11 protein-coding genes are annotated in these 14382 nt (G+C 63.6%); 4 read left to right on the top strand and 7 right to left on the bottom strand.

Translation table 11 applies throughout. From position 1 onward, the window contains the following. Positions 1 to 63 precede the first annotated feature (63 nt). Both I0K07_RS15675 and I0K07_RS15670 read right to left on the bottom strand, forming a co-directional pair. Positions 64 to 1596: a serine hydrolase domain-containing protein gene (locus I0K07_RS15675; RefSeq protein WP_203295130.1), complete on the bottom strand. Its 1533-nt coding sequence runs from the start codon at positions 1594 to 1596 to the stop codon at positions 64 to 66. A 57-nt stretch (positions 1597 to 1653) separates the two neighbouring features. After that, entirely contained in the window at positions 1654 to 2364 is a 711-nt protein-coding gene (locus I0K07_RS15670; RefSeq protein ID WP_203295128.1) for a helix-turn-helix domain-containing protein, read from the bottom strand. 214 nt (positions 2365 to 2578) lie between these two features. Here I0K07_RS15670 and I0K07_RS15665 point away from each other — a divergent pair, with 214 nt between their 5' ends. Then, positions 2579 to 4528 carry a S9 family peptidase gene (locus I0K07_RS15665; protein WP_203295126.1) on the top strand — a complete coding sequence of 650 codons (1950 nt, stop codon included), beginning with the start codon at positions 2579 to 2581 and terminating at the stop codon, positions 4526 to 4528. A gap of 15 nt (positions 4529 to 4543) precedes the next feature. On the opposite strand, the gene I0K07_RS15660 is transcribed toward I0K07_RS15665, so the two are convergent. Further along, complete coding sequence (locus I0K07_RS15660; protein ID WP_203295124.1) at positions 4544 to 5014, bottom strand: Lrp/AsnC family transcriptional regulator; 471 nt, start codon at positions 5012 to 5014, stop codon at positions 4544 to 4546. 118 nt (positions 5015 to 5132) lie between these two features. Here I0K07_RS15660 and I0K07_RS15655 point away from each other — a divergent pair, with 118 nt between their 5' ends. After that, the gene (locus I0K07_RS15655; RefSeq protein WP_203295122.1) at positions 5133 to 6221 is read left to right on the top strand and encodes a serine hydrolase domain-containing protein; all 1089 of its coding nucleotides are present in this window, start codon (positions 5133 to 5135) and stop codon (positions 6219 to 6221) included. Here the strand turns inward: I0K07_RS15655 and I0K07_RS15650 are convergent. After that, positions 6218 to 7324: a glycoside hydrolase family 3 protein gene (locus I0K07_RS15650; protein WP_338041085.1), complete on the bottom strand. Its 1107-nt coding sequence runs from the start codon at positions 7322 to 7324 to the stop codon at positions 6218 to 6220. The two genes, I0K07_RS15655 and I0K07_RS15650, sit on opposite strands and share 4 nt — an antisense overlap. Positions 7325 to 7644: 320 nt before the next feature. On the opposite strand from I0K07_RS15650, the gene I0K07_RS15645 reads away from it, so the two are divergent. Next, the gene (locus tag I0K07_RS15645) at positions 7645 to 8805 is read left to right on the top strand and encodes a hypothetical protein (RefSeq protein ID WP_203295118.1); all 1161 of its coding nucleotides are present in this window, start codon (positions 7645 to 7647) and stop codon (positions 8803 to 8805) included. A gap of 275 nt (positions 8806 to 9080) precedes the next feature. On the opposite strand, the gene hisS is transcribed toward I0K07_RS15645, so the two are convergent. Continuing rightward, entirely contained in the window at positions 9081 to 10556 is a 1476-nt protein-coding gene (hisS, locus tag I0K07_RS15640) for a histidine--tRNA ligase (protein WP_203295116.1), read from the bottom strand. Between the two features lie 182 nt (positions 10557 to 10738). Here hisS and I0K07_RS15635 point away from each other — a divergent pair, with 182 nt between their 5' ends. Further along, entirely contained in the window at positions 10739 to 11212 is a 474-nt protein-coding gene (locus I0K07_RS15635) for a hypothetical protein (RefSeq protein WP_203295114.1), read from the top strand. Here I0K07_RS15635 and I0K07_RS15630 read toward each other — a convergent pair. Both I0K07_RS15630 and I0K07_RS15625 read right to left on the bottom strand, forming a co-directional pair. Then, positions 11209 to 13308: a protein-disulfide reductase DsbD family protein gene (locus I0K07_RS15630; RefSeq protein ID WP_203295112.1), complete on the bottom strand. Its 2100-nt coding sequence runs from the start codon at positions 13306 to 13308 to the stop codon at positions 11209 to 11211. The genes I0K07_RS15635 and I0K07_RS15630 overlap by 4 nt on opposite strands. Positions 13309 to 13468: 160 nt before the next feature. After that, positions 13469 to 14251, bottom strand: coding sequence for a SapC family protein (locus I0K07_RS15625; protein ID WP_203295110.1), 783 nt, complete (start codon positions 14249 to 14251; stop codon positions 13469 to 13471). Positions 14252 to 14382 lie beyond the last annotated feature (131 nt).

The raw sequence follows: 14382 nt of genomic DNA, 5'->3' as shown, positions 1-14382 counted from the left end.
CCCCCGGCAATATCTGGCCTGGTGGCACCCCCCCGGCCTGCGCATGGCCTTTTCTTTTGCCGGTCACTCATCGGTCAGCCGGGCCATTTCCTGGCGGGCATTCTCACACCAGTGGCAGCCACCCTCGCCGGGATCCAATTCCAGCGACAGGCGATAATGCCGGAGCGCCAGAGTCTCCTGCCCGGCCCTGGCATAGGCCGTGGCGAGCGAGTCCTGGAGATTGCCGTCTCCCGGGAAGAGGCGGGTGTTCCACTCCAGCAGGGCGATGGCCCAATCGGTTTGGCCCTCGTCCAGCAGATGAAAGCCGAGACGGTTGAGCACCCAGGAGTCCTCGATCGGACCGGCCCCGCTTTCCTCCAGCCAGGCCGGCAGACGGTCCACGGCGTCGGCCGGATATTGTGCCGTAAAATTTGCCACAGCCCGGATTGAATAGGGCGTGATCGGTGCGGGCTGATAGTCCGCATCAAACAGCATGTGGCGGATCGCATAGCCCATGCGCTCGATCTCGCGGCTGGCCTCATTGGTGAGGTGAAGGACCAGAATATCCTCTTCCGGGTAGCGGTGGATCGAGGCGAAGAAGATGGAATTGCCGCCATTATGGCTCAACACGCGCGTCCCGTCCGGACTGGTCCCGACCGCCCAGCCATAGCCGTAATGGGTAAAGCCCGGCGCATTCTCGAACCCGCTGGGAATATGGGGAGCCTCAAACAGGGCGCGGGAGTGTGCCGAGAGAATGCGGTCCTCCTGCAGGGCGCGATGCCAGCGCTCCAGATCGGCCATGGTCGAGTGCAGGCCGCCATTGCCGCGCAAATGCCAGGTCACCGGCTCTTCACGCCAGCGTTCCAGGAAGAACCAGCCGGTGTCAGCCCGGGACGGATCCGGCTGGCGGTAATTATAGCCCCGCGCCGCTTGGCCCTCGCTCCAATCCATCAGCCGGTATCCGGTGCTTTGCAGGCCGGCCGGTTCGAACAGGGCCTCTCGCAGGAAGGTCTCATAGTCCTGGCCGGACACACGCTCGATGATCGAGGCCAGCACGGAGTATCCGGCATTCGTGTATTCGTGCCGCGTCCCCGGCGCCGAGGTGAGCGGGCTGGCAAGCACGGCCGCCATGAAATCCGCCTCGGACACGAAGGGATCGGCGTCATGGCCCTGGAAACCGCCTGTATCATCGGACAGGCCGGAGGAATGGCTGAGCAATTGGTCGATCGCGATGTCGGCCTTGTCGGCCGGCACGCCGTCGAAATGGTCTGCGAGCCTGTCATCCAGCGAGAGCTGGCCCCGGTCCACGAGAACCAGGATGGCGGCAGCTGTGAATTGCTTGGTCAGGGAGCCGATATCGAACAGGGTGTCCGCGTCAAAGCCGCGGCCGGTGCGCCGGTCGGCCTCACCGAAAAACGCTTGATAAACGGGCTCGCCCTCGATCCAGACGCCGATGGCGCCGGGCACGACACCATTGACCTGGCTTGCCCGCACAAAGCGGTCGATGCGGTCGGTCAGCACCGGGTCAGAGCCGGTGGATTGGGCATGCGTCATGGCTGGCGCAAGGCACAGAACGGCCCCCGCCACGACACCCGCCAGGGTGCGAAGCTGCAACATGATGATCTCCAGATGGAAGGTGTCAGGGACCGGCGCAGCCGGTCCGGGAATGGGCGCCTATTTCCAGCGCCAGCTGATGGTGAAACAGCCCAGCGCGCCGAAGAGGAGCATCAGGCCGGGCACCCAGAACCAGCGCAGGGGCGAGCGCTCAACCACGGTCTGGCTGTCGAGAGCCTGGTAGTAACGGCGTCCACCCTCCACGCGCTCGATATATCCCTCGCCCTGCAGGGTACGCTGGATGCGGACGTCTTCATCGACGCGCTCCAGCATGGCGATCTGCTGGCCTAACACTGTCGCCCTTTCCGCTGGCGTGCCGCTGGGCTCCTGGTGGATGATGTCGAACACATTGAGCGGTTCGTCCGGTGCGATCACGCCGCGGGACATGTAGATGTATTCCTCATGGTGGGTGTCGGACACGGTCAGGGCCGCGCCCACCGATCCACCGCCGGTCAGCAGACAGGCCAGACCGGCCAGCATCCAGCCGCGCGAGAGGCGCTGGGCCGCGCGGTGCACGATCAACCGTGTGGTGCGCAGGCTCTCGATATCGCGCAGCGCTTCCGCCTCGGCCGGGTCGAGGTCGCGGACCAGGGTTTTCACATCGATTTCATAAGCTTGGACCAGGCGGCCGAACACGTCATCGGACGGATAGGATTTCCCGGTCTCCAGCTTGGACAGATAGGATTGCTCGATCCCGGCCCGGGCTGCCGCTTCGGGCTGGGTCCAATGGCGGGTTTCGCGGATCTGTCTGAGATAATCACCGAATTTCATGGTCTCTCTCGTCTGACTGATGGGGCGCTGCGATGGGCGCCCTCTCCTGCAGTCTTGGAAAGTCGGGCCGGGAATGACAGGTGAATATTGCGGAATATCCAAGAAATATCACGGGTTTTTGGCGTCCGCGGGCAGGAATGGAGCGGTTTCGCTTAGTCCTTGCCATCCCCACCGCCGCCGCGCTTAGCTGTCGCCAACCATCGAGGGGAGCGCCATGAGATACCTGATTTCCGCGTCCAGCCTGGCCGTGACCGCATTGCTGACGGCCTGCCAGCCCGCCAATACCGCATCGGAAACGGACCAGGCCGGGTCTGCCAGCGAGACAATTGTGACGCGGTATGATGCTGCGACCTTCCATGAGACGACCAGTTTCAGCATGGCGTCCTCATCCGGCTTTGCCTGGTCGGCGGATGACAGCCGCATCCTGATCTCCTCGGACGAGACCGGCGTGTTCAACGCCTATGCCGTGGACCCGTCGAGCGGCGATCGCGAAGCCCTGACCGCGTCGGAGACGAATGCGACCTATGCCCTGTCCTGGTTCCCCGATGACGACCGCGCCGTGGTCACTGCCGACAGTGGCGGCAATGAGATCAACCATATCTATGTGCGTGAACTGGATGGCCGGCTGAACGACATCACGCCGGGCGAAGAGGTGCGCGCGCAATTCCTCGGCTGGTCGCCGGACGGGACGGATATGTGGGTGATGACCAATGAGCGCGACCAGACCGCGATGGACATCTATGCCTATGACACGCTGAGCTATGAGAGCGGGGTGGTGTTCCAGAATGATGACTCGCTGGATATCGGCGATGTCAGCCCGGACGGGCGCTGGCTGGCCCTGGTGCGCAACCGTACTTCTGCCGACAGCGATATCCTGCTGGTCGATCTGGCCTCCGGCGATGCCACGCCGCGCCTGATCACCGAGCATGAGGGCAATATCGCCCATGGCGTCTACACCTTCACGCCCGACAGTTCGCAACTGGTCTATGCCACGGACGAGCATGGCGAGTTCAACCAGGCCTGGACCTATGATCTGGACACCGGCGAGACCGCGCCGCTGATCGAGGCCGACTGGGATGTGCAATTCGTGATCTATTCGCCGTCGGGCGATTACCGCGTTTCGGCAATCAATGCCGATGCCCGCACTGAAGTGATGATCACCGACACCGCGTCCGGTGAGGCCCTGGCCCTGCCGGACCTGCCGGCCGGGGATCTCGGCTCGGTCCGCTTCTCGCGCGATGAGAGCCGGGTCGCTTTCCTGATCAATTCAGCAACCTCGCCCTCCAATCTCCATGTCGTGGACCTGGACAGCCAGGCGCATGCCCAGCTGACCAATGCGCTCAATCCGGCCATCTCCGAAGCGGAAATGGTGGATGCGCAAGTCGTGCGGTTTGAAAGCTTCGACGGGCTGGAAATCCCGGGCATTCTCTACCGCCCGCATGGCGCCAGCGCCGAACATCCCGTACCGGCCCTGGTCTGGGTGCATGGCGGTCCGGGCGGGCAGAGCCGGATCGGCTATTCCGCCACCATCCAGCACCTGGTCAATCATGGCTATGCCGTCTACGCCGCCAATAATCGCGGCTCATCGGGTTACGGGAAGACCTTCTTCCACATGGATGACCGCCGCCATGGCGAGGAAGACCTGATGGACATCGTCTCCGCCGGCGAATGGCTGCGCCAGCAGGACTGGGTCAATGCCGACCAGGTCGGCGTGATCGGCGGCTCCTATGGCGGTTACATGACCGCCGCCGCCCTCACCTTCCATCCCGATGCCTTCGAAGTCGGGATCAATATTTTCGGCGTCACAAACTGGGAACGCACCCTGGCCTCCATCCCGCCCTGGTGGGAGAGCTTCCGCGAGGCGCTGTATGACGAGATGGGCGATCCGGCCACGGATGCCGAACGTCACCACGCCATCTCCCCCCTCTTCCATGCCGACCAGATCACCAAACCCCTCCTGGTGATCCAGGGCGCCAATGATCCGCGCGTCCTGCAGGTGGAAAGCGATGAACTGGTCGCCGCCGTCGAAGCCAATGGCGTGCCGGTGGAATACGTCCTCTTCCCCGACGAAGGCCACGGCTTCCGCCGCCGCGAAAACCGCATCACGGCTTCGGAGGCCTATGTGAGCTTTCTGGATGCGTATCTGAGGGGGGATGAGGAGTAGGGCCGGTCGCCTCACTCAGGACGCACTTGTCTCCGCGGTCATGGGAATGGCCGTGGAGAATTTGTGGGTGGTGAAGACGACGGCGGTTTCATAGCGCTGGACGACCGGGTCGGCGAGCAGGGTGGACTTCGCCCAATCCTCGAATTCCCGCAGACTGGTTGCGTGGACGTGGAGGATGAAATCCACCTCCCCGGCGATCGAATAGCATTGCGTGACACGGTCACTGGCCAGCATTTGCTCGATGAAGCGCTGATAGGCTTCCGCCATGTCATCGCGGAAGATCACCGAGACGATCAAGGTCTGACCCAGCCGGTCGCGGTCCAGCATTGCGATGTCCGCCTGGATCACCCCGTCCGCCCGCAACCGGTCGAGGCGGCGGCGCACGGCGGTCTCGGACAGGTTCACGCGTGCCGCGATCTCGCGATTGGGCAGGCGATTATCGGCCTGGACGATATCGAGAATGGCACGATCAAAATCGTCGAGCATGAGAGCCTCCCGGGTGCAGCATGTGGCGAATTTCGCCGCTCATTGTACGGAATTCGCCGATTGTCGGCGCGCGACTTCGTCTAGTCTGCGGGTCCGACAAATTCAAGCAGAGTGCTCCATGTCCCTGATCCGCCCCCTCCTCACGGCCCTCCTGGCCGGTTTTTCCGTCACCGCCGCGGCCTATGCGCAATCACCCCTCGATGCGCAGATCGAGGCGCGGATCGACGAAACCCTGGCTGAAGGCATTGCGGGTGCCGTGGTCCTGGTGGAAGCCGGGGGCGAGCCGCATGTCTATGCCCGCGGACGGGCAGACCGTGCCCAGGGCACGCCCATGCCGGAGGGCGCCCTCCTGCGTCTCGCCAGCGTCGGCAAGCTCTACACGGCCGCCATCATCCACCGCCTGGCGCTGGACGGGCAGATCGATCTGGACCGGACCGCGGCCGACTATGTCGCGCCGGAGCTGATCGCCGGCATCGCTAATGCCGACATAGCGAGCCTGCGCCAATTGCTGAACCATTCCGCCGGTGTGCCCGATTATTATGATGAGGCCTGGGAGGCGCAGGTCGGCACGACACCCCGTAATACTGCGCAGATCACGCTCGACCACATCCGCGGCCGGCCGGCCGATTACGCGCCGGGCGAGGGCTATGGCTATTCCAACAGCCATTACCAATTGCTGGGCCTGGTCGCCGAAGCCGTGACCGATGAGCCGCTGGGCACATTGATGGAGCGGATGATCTTTGCCCCGCTGAACCTGCAGGCCACGGGGTTCGACATCGAGGATGATCCGCGCAACACGATCCATGGCTATGGACGTCTGGGCGATGACACGGTCGATACATTTGCGCTGCGCGACAATAACGGCGCCGATGGCGGTGTGATGGCCAGCGCCGTGGACACCGCGCGTTTCCTGAATGCCCTGTTCGCGTCAGACGGCGCGCTGTCCGATATCGGCACCGCCATGCTGTCGGACCGGCTGGACCGCGGCGATGGCCGCTACCGGGCGCTGGGACCACTTTATGTCGAGCATGAATCCGGACTGTCCCTGGCTACGCATAGCGGCTTCATCGATGGCTATGTGACGACAGCTGTGCGGGTCTTGTCACCGGATGTGACGATCATCGTCCATCTCAATGGCAGTCAGCCGCAGCTGGCCGGCAGCCTGGCGCGGGACCTGCTCTTCATCCTGGCCGCACCGCAGGACTAGGCCAGACCCACGCGCTGTTTCAGGACGGCGAGGCGCGCCGCGGACTGGTTGATCCGGTGCTCGCTGAGCCGGCCCTCGGCGATGGCTTCGGTGACCCAGCGGATGAAATTCTGGGGCAGTTCCGGATCGGGCCGGGCCGAGTTGGACATCATGATGATGTCATTGCCCGCCTCGATGGAGCGCAGCACGGCTTCGCGCTGGGCGTAATTATTGCGGATCGCGGCCATGTCGAGATCATCGGTCATGATGGCCCCGGTAAAGCCGAGACGTCCCCGCAACAAGCCTTCCAGCGTGGGCTGGGAGAAGGTCACCGGTACACCGCTGGGATCGACGGTCTCCAGGGTGAGGTGACCGCCCATGATGAGATGGGCGCGGCCGCGATTGATCAGCTGGGCAAAGGGTTCCAGCTCGGCCTCGCTCCAGGTGTGGGTGATGTCGACAAACCCGTCATGGCTGTCGCCACGCGACCGGCCATGTCCCGGGAAATGCTTGATGGCGCAGACGGCGCCTTCGGCCTCGAACGCATCGATGAAGGCGCTGGCATAGTCGGCGATCTGTTCGCCATCCGTGCCATAGGCCCGGCCATGACGGCCAATCACGGCATTGTCCGGATCATGCACATCGGCCACCGGGGCGAGATTCATGTTGAAACCGGCGGTCCGGAATTCCTCGGCCGCCTGATGATACAGCTCACCGGCGCCCTCCGGTGTGCGGCCCTCGGCCACCTGCATGGCGCGGGGGATGGGCGAATAGCCCAGATCGCGCGAAAGGCGCTGGACCAGGCCACCCTCCTGATCGATCGCCATCCAGGCTTTCGGATCGGCCGAAGCAAACAGGCGTGCGGAACTCTCCGCCCCCTCGCGGGAACGGACATTGTGGCGCAGGAAGAGGACACCGCCGATACGCCGGGCCGCCAGATGCTCCGCGACAATCACCGCCCCGTCGGTCTCGGCCTCCCGGCCGATAAAGCCCATCAACAGCATCTGGCCGATCTTCTCGGCCAGGGGGCTGTCCTCGATCTGGGCAAAGGCGGACGGGGTCAGTCCCAGACCCGCCAGCGCCAATCCGGACTGAAGCAGTTTACGACGATCAAGACTCACCACGGCACGGTCCCCGAAACACACATCTTCTGGTTCTGAAGCAAGCGGCAGACCAAGCCGATGTGCAAGCCCTGCCAACATGTCCAATTGGTCACGGCGTCGCAATTACGGCGTTGGCCGGGCCCTGCCAGTCTGATCCTGCCGCGATTGCTCACGATTGCGGCCCCTTAAATACTGCGAACCTAGCGCGGCAGCCGGTCTCCGGTCTGCCGCGCCTTTTCTTCTGGGCACACCCTTCAAAGTATGACGAAATGTTCAGGACACAGAACAGGCGCCGTAAGGCTGAAAGCTCGAGTGTTGTTGGGGCAAAACGAGGGAAAGACATGAAACGATTTCTTCTGGCAGGCATTTCAGTCGCGACCCTGAGCGCGGCGGCCTTTGCCTTTGACGGCGAAAAACAGGAAACCCGTGTCCGCGTGGAAGCGGGACACAATGTGATGATTGGCGGCGATGGCCCGATCATCGAACTGCGTGGCGAGAACGGCGAACGCACCCTTCACATCGAACGCGATGGCGAGGACAGCGTCATCACCGTGAACGGCCAGACCATTGAGATCGAGGATGGGGAAGTCCGGATCGATGGCCAGGTCGTGGAAGCCCGCGCTCACAGCGTTGTCGTGGTGGAAGGTGATGACATCCGCGTTGTCGACGGCGATTTCGAGTTTGAATTCGATCAGGAATTCGCCATCCACATGGCCGAGCGCGCCGAGCACCTGGCCCGGATGGGCGAGGAAATGCGCGCCCAGTTCCACAGTGAAGACGGCAATGTCTACGCTTTCTCCTTCGACACGGAAGGCCTGACGGCAGACGTCATGGCGACCCTGGAGGCCACGCTGGAAGGCCTGGAGATGGACGGCCACCATTTCAACGACTCCGAATGGGACGACCTGACGGAGGAAGAGCGCGAGGAAGTCCGCCAGGAACTTCGCGAAGCCCGCGAAGAGATCCGTGAAGCCATGCGCGAAGTCCGCATCGAAATGGCCGAAATGGAATCGGAAATGGAAGGCGAGCGCCGCCAGGTCCGCATGGAAGTGCGTCGTGCGGCCCGCGAAATGGCCGAGGCCCAACGTGAACTGGCCCGCGCCGAACGCGAGCACCACCGGATCGAAATCATGCGCCGTTTGCAGGATGGCGAAGCCGGTGATGGCGCGCATTACACCTATTCCTGGAGCAGTGATGATGGCGATGAGATGGCTTCGCAAAGCCAGAGCATTCGTGTCGAGGAAGACACGGAAGGCCGTCGGCGCGTCTGGGTCGATGGTGAGGAACAGACCGGCGACGATCTGATCGAATGGCTCAACCAGCTCGAATCGGACCGGCTGGCCGGTGCGGCCGACCGTGAACGCGCGCGTCATGACCGCATGCGTCGTGTCGAACGCCTGGAATTCCGGGGCGAGGCCGGCGAGCGCCGCGTCATCGAACTGGATGGTGGCGGCCAGGTCGTCGTAGAGATCCACACCGATGACGAGGATTCGGACGAGTAATCGCCCTGTCCCGACACGCATTACGGGAACGGGCTGGCGATTGCCGGCCCGTTTTCTTTTGGGGCAAAGACAAGTGCCAATAAAAAAAGGGCTGGCACAAGGCCAGCCCAAAGATAACGGTTGGTCGATAAAGGGCGTCTCCTCCCCGAAACGCCAAAGGACAGGACGGTCAGGCCCGTGTCCTGTTCATACGTTTACGTGGCATGACCCTTACGTCAACCCCCAACTTTTCAGTACGCTGAGGATAAGCTCTTGCTGCAGCGCAATATTTTCTATCATTCATTGCGCGCTGCAATACGCTCCACGGCTTCGATCCAGTCATTCCGGGCGACGGTTTCCTGCGCCGGCTGTTCTTCACGCCATTGCTTGTTGTCGGAAATGTCCGACGCCAGACGCGCGCCCAGCTTGAGGTCCTTGATGGTCACAAGGCCCTCCTCGCGTTCATTCGAGCCGACAATCACGGCCGCCACGGCACCGCGGCGGTCGGCATATTTCATCTGCTTGCCCATATTGCCGCCGCCGACAAAGGCCTCGGCGCGGAAACCGGCTTCACGCAATTCGGCCGCCATGGAGAGATAGTCGGCGGACCGGTCCTTCTCGGCGGCCACGACCACGACCAGCGGACGTTCCTGGGCAGCGCCCGTCAGGTTGAGCGCCGACAGCGCAGCCGCAAACCGGCTGACCCCGAAAGAGAAGCCGGTGGCCGGCACGGCCTGACCGGTGAAGCGCGCGACGAGATCGTCATAGCGGCCACCGCCCCCGACGGAGCCGAACTGGATCGGGGAGCCGTCTTCATAGGTCGCCTGGGCCAGGAGTTCGGCCTCATAGACCGGGCCTGTGTAATAACCCAGACCCCGCACGACGGACGGATCGAACAGGGCCCGATCCTCATTCACGCCAATGGCGCTGAGCACATCATGGATCTCGCTGAGCGCGGCAATGCCCGCCTTGCCCGTCTCGGATGTGCCGACCAGGGGTTCAAGACGCGCGATGACCTCCTGGCGGCTGCCGCCGGTGGCATCGAGGAAGGACAGGACCTTGTCGATGGCGGCCGTGTCCAGCTGCGCACCTTCGGTGAAGTCACCGGACTCATCCTTGCGGCCCGCGCCCAGCAGCGCAGCGACCCCGTCCCGGCCCAGCCGGTCCAGCTTGTCAGCGGCGCGCAGGACACGCATGCGGCGCTCCGGCTCGGCCGCGCCAATGCTTTCCAGAACGCCATCCAGCAGACGGCGGTCATTCACGCGCACGACATAGTCGCCATCATTCAGGCCAACCGAGCGCATGACTTCAGCGGCCAGGGCGATCATCTCGGCATCGGCCGCGGCGCTGGCCGCACCGACCGTATCGGCATCGCACTGGACGAACTGGCGGAAACGGCCCGGACCCGGCTTTTCATTGCGCCAGACATCGCCCGCCTGATAGCGGCGATAGGGCTTGTTCAGGTCCTGGAAATTCTCGGCAACATAGCGCGCCAGCGGTGCCGTGTGGTCATAGCGCAGGGAAAGCCATTGCCCGTCATCATCCTCCAGCGCGAACACGCCCTCATTCGGACGCTCCTCATCCGGCAGGAATTTGCCCAAGGCATCGGCATATTCGAAGGAGGGCGTCATCAGGGGTTCGAACCCCCAATCATCATAGACCTTGCTGGCGCATTCGATCAGATGCCGCTCGACCCGCAGGACAGAACCGCTACGGTCTTCAAAGCCGCGCGGACGGCGGGCCTTGGGTCGAAAGGGCTTCTTGGCGCTCATCAGATCTCTCCGGCGAAAGCGTGCCGACCGGCACGCCCGACTGTGTGACAGCGGTGTTTTCCACGACAGGCCCGTCTCTGTGAACCCGTCTTTGCAGGACTGGCCCCGGAATTGCGTCGTCTTCACGAGAAATCAAGGCGTTATTGCCAAACTGTCCAGGTCTTGAACGGGAGTAGTCCGCCATGTTGCGTGTCATCGGCACCAGTCTGATCCTTCTGACCAGCCTTGCTTCGGCAGCCCAGGCCGGTCCGGGAAGCGATTTTGCCGAGTTTGCCCAACGCCTTGGCGAAGAGGCGACGACGCGTTCGCGCGCGGCTGCCCAGCGTCCGGCCGCTCCGGCCACGCCGCTGGACATCGAGGATCCCTATTCCTTCGAACTGGACCAGTTTGCCGTGGAAGCCATGATGCTGAGCCGCGAGATCGACGCGGCCGGCGGGCCGGTCGATTTGCGCTGCATCTTCCGGGGCATGTCGAATGACACCCAGGCGCGGATCGAGGCGATCAATACCGCCGAGACCGCGGCCGAGCAGGCGCACATCTATGCCGGCCTGGCCGATCTGATGCGCGATGCCGCCGAGATTGCCCCGGCCGTCGACACGGATACCGATCTGAGCGAACTCAACCTGCCCGCCAGCTGCCCGGCGCGTCAGAATTAGCGCCGCGTGGCGCGATCCAGCGCTGCGATGACACCATCCCGCGTGAGCACGGTCGGCAGAACCTGGGCCGGACCACCGCCCACCGGATAGAGCAGATAGAGCGGCACACCCGCCTGGCCATGATCGCGGATCAGCTGGGCGATCGTCTCATTTCGATTGGTCCAGTCAGCCCGCAGGAAGGCGACGTCATAGGCGTCAAAGGCGGCCTGGACATCACCCTGGTTGAGCACACGGATCTTGTTGACCTGGCAGGTCACGCACCAAGCGGCCGTGACATCCACAAACACGGCGCGGCCTTCGGCGCGCAGCTCGGCCACGCGGGCCGGCGACCAGGCCTCTTCCGACACGGACACGGAGACGGCCGGGTCTTCACCCGGCATGCGCGCCACCCAGCCCGTGCTGACAACAGCGCCCAGAAGACCGATCACACCGATCGCCTTCCACACGGGACCGCCCTGCCCCAGCGCCCAGACGCCGAAGGAGAGGAGCACCATGGCGGTGCCAACCAGGAGCACACCTGCAGGACCCGACTGGATCGAGATCACCCAGACCAGCCACAGGGCCGAGCCGAACATGGGGAAGGCCAGCAGCTGGCGGAAAGTCACCATCCAGGCGCCCGGCTTGGGCAGAAGACGCAGCAGTCCCGGCGCAAAGCACAGCGCCACGAAAGGCAGGGCGAGGCCCAGCCCCATGGCGGCAGAGACGAGGATCACGATGATGGCCGGCTGGGTCAGGGCGAGACCCAGCGCGCCCGCCGCAAGAGGACCGACACAGGGCGCCGCCACGACGACCGCCAGAACACCCGTAAAGAAGGCGCCGCGCCCACCCGGCGCTTCGGCCAGTCCGGAGCCCAGCCCCATCAGCCGGGTGCCGACTTCGAACACGCCCAGCAGGTTGAGACCAATGGCAAAGAGGAGGACGGAAAGCGCCGCCACCACGATCGGCAGTTGCAGCTGGAAGCCCCAGCCCACGGGCAGACCGAATTCGCGCAGACCAACCAGGATGGCGGCGAGACCGACAAAGCTGACCAGAACGCCCGCCAGGAAGAAGAGCCCCTGCTGGCGCACCTTGGCGGCATCCGCATGCGCGACCTGGACGAATTTGAGCACTTTGATCGACAGGATGGGGAAGACGCAGGGCATCAGGTTGAGGATCAGTCCGCCGCCCAGGGCGAGCAGGAAGATCACGATGTAATTCACCGGCATGGTGACGTCCGAGACCGTGTCATCGAGCGTCATGTCGTCCACCAGGAGCGCTGGCGCGATCTCCAGCATGCGGGATTCCCAGCGGCCGTTCTCATTGACCTCATAGGTCACGACACCGCCGCGACTGGTCTGGACCCGGTCTTCGGCGGCATAGCCCGGCGCGATGACGAGCACGGTGCGGTCCTCCACCATGCGATGTTCCTGCGTCGCCGCATGGCGGATCAGACCGGCCTTGAACGGGTAGAAGCGCAAATCCCGGATCGCGTCCTGCGGGCGTTCGAAGTCACCGCCCGTCAGAGCCAGCACGATCTGGTCGGACACTTCGCCCAGTTCGGCCGAGACGGCCGGGTCCGGCATCGGCACCGCGTCCAGCGCGGCCTGGATATACCAGTAGCCCGCCTCATCCCGGACCGGAGCCTCGCCAACCGCCAGGGTCAGCTCGAGCACACGTTCTTCCGGGATGCAGATGTCCTCGCACACCAGCCAGGTTGCATCCGCGACTAGGGTGAGGCTGTCGCCCTCAAACCCGTCGGACAGGCGGACCGGCATGGGCAGGGTCACCTCGTCCTTGTAGCCGTAATCCATGATGTCGGCCGTCAGAGGCAGGTCGATCGGAGCCGGCCAGGCGATCTCGCCAATCTCGACACCATCGGGGAGTGTCCAGTCGATCTCGATGGGCAGCCCGTTATCGCCCGGATTGCGCCAATAGGTGTGCCAGCCTTCCGGCATGAGCTGATGGATGCCGATATGGAATTCCGTGCCCGGCTGGGCCTGGGACACGTCCGACACGATCTGCGCTTCGATGATGGGTTCACCCTGCGCCCAACCGGGCTGGGCGAAAGCCGGCGCTGCAGCGGCCAGAGCCATCAAACAGGACAGGAAAAAGCGCATCAGGAGACCTTTCGGGTGACGGAATACGGCACGTATCCACAGCGATATAGAAGAGTTTGGCGCGCAGTCGAACCGGTTTGACGCAAAGGTGATCGCCAAAATGCAAACGGCCGCACCCAAAAGGGCGCGGCCGTTCGTCAAATCATCATCCGCGAAGGGATCAGGCCTGGGCCTGGCCTTCGGCAGCTGCGTTCAGTGAGGTGCGGCGCAGGATACGGTCCCAGCGCTGCAGGGAGATCAGGTGAGCCGTGATGGCGACCAGATCACCGCTGTCATGCAGTTCCTTGAGCTTGTCCGCCGGCAGGGCCGTGAACTTCTCGTTGGAAACACCCCAGTATTCGGCAACCGTGACCGGGTTTTCCGGGTCCTGCGGGTTGGACACCTTGATGTCTTTCTTTTCCAGCAGGTCCAGAGCAACGAGGCGTTCCACGAAAGCTTCCGTGATGCGGGCATCGTTCTCGAAGGCCGACACGAAGTCGACGGCCTGCTTGGTGTATTCCGTCGGCTCGCCATTCTCGTCGAAGAAGGGGCGTTCCGCATTTTCGGAGACCACGAATTCGGCGGCGAGATCGACGCAGACCGTGGACGGCTGGTCGTTCTGGGCCGAAGCGCTCACGAAGGGATAGCGGCGCACATAGGCCGGGATGTAGTGCTCATTGTCGAACTGGCCGTTCGCGTCGACGAACAGGTTGGTCCCTGCGCGCAGACCCATGACCAGAACCGGCATCTTCTTGTCGCCCAGGAAGACGATCGGATAGCTGCCGCAGGCAAAAGCGAATTCCGGGCTGATCGCCGGAACGAAGTGCCATTCCTTCAGGAAGGCGAACGGATTGGAGACCGTCTTCACACCATAATTCTTGTGCTTCTGACGGTTGAGCGGCTCGACATTCTTGTAGAGCGGCACGGATCCGGTAAGGCGCGGCTCGGCGGCGGCGTCGACCATGATAGAAACCCCTTTTAGTCCTTTGGGCGCTAGATAGCGGATATGCCCTGCCGCGGCAACGTAGCCGAGCAGGCCGATTCCACCCGTTCAACGCAAAAACAGTGCCGGACCCGAGCCGGATCCGGCACTGC

It is taken from the genome of Maricaulis parjimensis, assembly GCF_016817355.1.
Classification (GTDB): domain Bacteria; phylum Pseudomonadota; class Alphaproteobacteria; order Caulobacterales; family Maricaulaceae; genus Maricaulis; species Maricaulis parjimensis.
The sequence above is the reverse complement of the archived record's forward strand: the minus strand, read 5'-3'. Positions and strand labels throughout refer to the sequence as shown.

What these genes read in the sequence shown, in the direction of transcription:
- I0K07_RS15670 (WP_203295128.1), bottom strand. Translation starts at nt 2,364, where the DNA reads ATGAAATTCGGTGATTATCTCAGACAGATCCGCGAAACCCGCCATTGG.
- I0K07_RS15660 (WP_203295124.1), bottom strand. Translation starts at nt 5,014, where the DNA reads ATGCTCGACGATTTTGATCGTGCCATTCTCGATATCGTCCAGGCCGAT.
- I0K07_RS15635 (WP_203295114.1), top strand. Translation starts at nt 10,739, where the DNA reads ATGTTGCGTGTCATCGGCACCAGTCTGATCCTTCTGACCAGCCTTGCT.
- I0K07_RS15625 (WP_203295110.1), bottom strand. Translation starts at nt 14,251, where the DNA reads ATGGTCGACGCCGCCGCCGAGCCGCGCCTTACCGGATCCGTGCCGCTC.
- I0K07_RS15675 (WP_203295130.1), bottom strand. Translation starts at nt 1,596, where the DNA reads ATGTTGCAGCTTCGCACCCTGGCGGGTGTCGTGGCGGGGGCCGTTCTG.
- I0K07_RS15645 (WP_203295118.1), top strand. Translation starts at nt 7,645, where the DNA reads ATGAAACGATTTCTTCTGGCAGGCATTTCAGTCGCGACCCTGAGCGCG.
- I0K07_RS15630 (WP_203295112.1), bottom strand. Translation starts at nt 13,308, where the DNA reads ATGCGCTTTTTCCTGTCCTGTTTGATGGCTCTGGCCGCTGCAGCGCCG.
- I0K07_RS15655 (WP_203295122.1), top strand. Translation starts at nt 5,133, where the DNA reads ATGTCCCTGATCCGCCCCCTCCTCACGGCCCTCCTGGCCGGTTTTTCC.
- I0K07_RS15665 (WP_203295126.1), top strand. Translation starts at nt 2,579, where the DNA reads ATGAGATACCTGATTTCCGCGTCCAGCCTGGCCGTGACCGCATTGCTG.
- hisS (WP_203295116.1), bottom strand. Translation starts at nt 10,556, where the DNA reads ATGAGCGCCAAGAAGCCCTTTCGACCCAAGGCCCGCCGTCCGCGCGGC.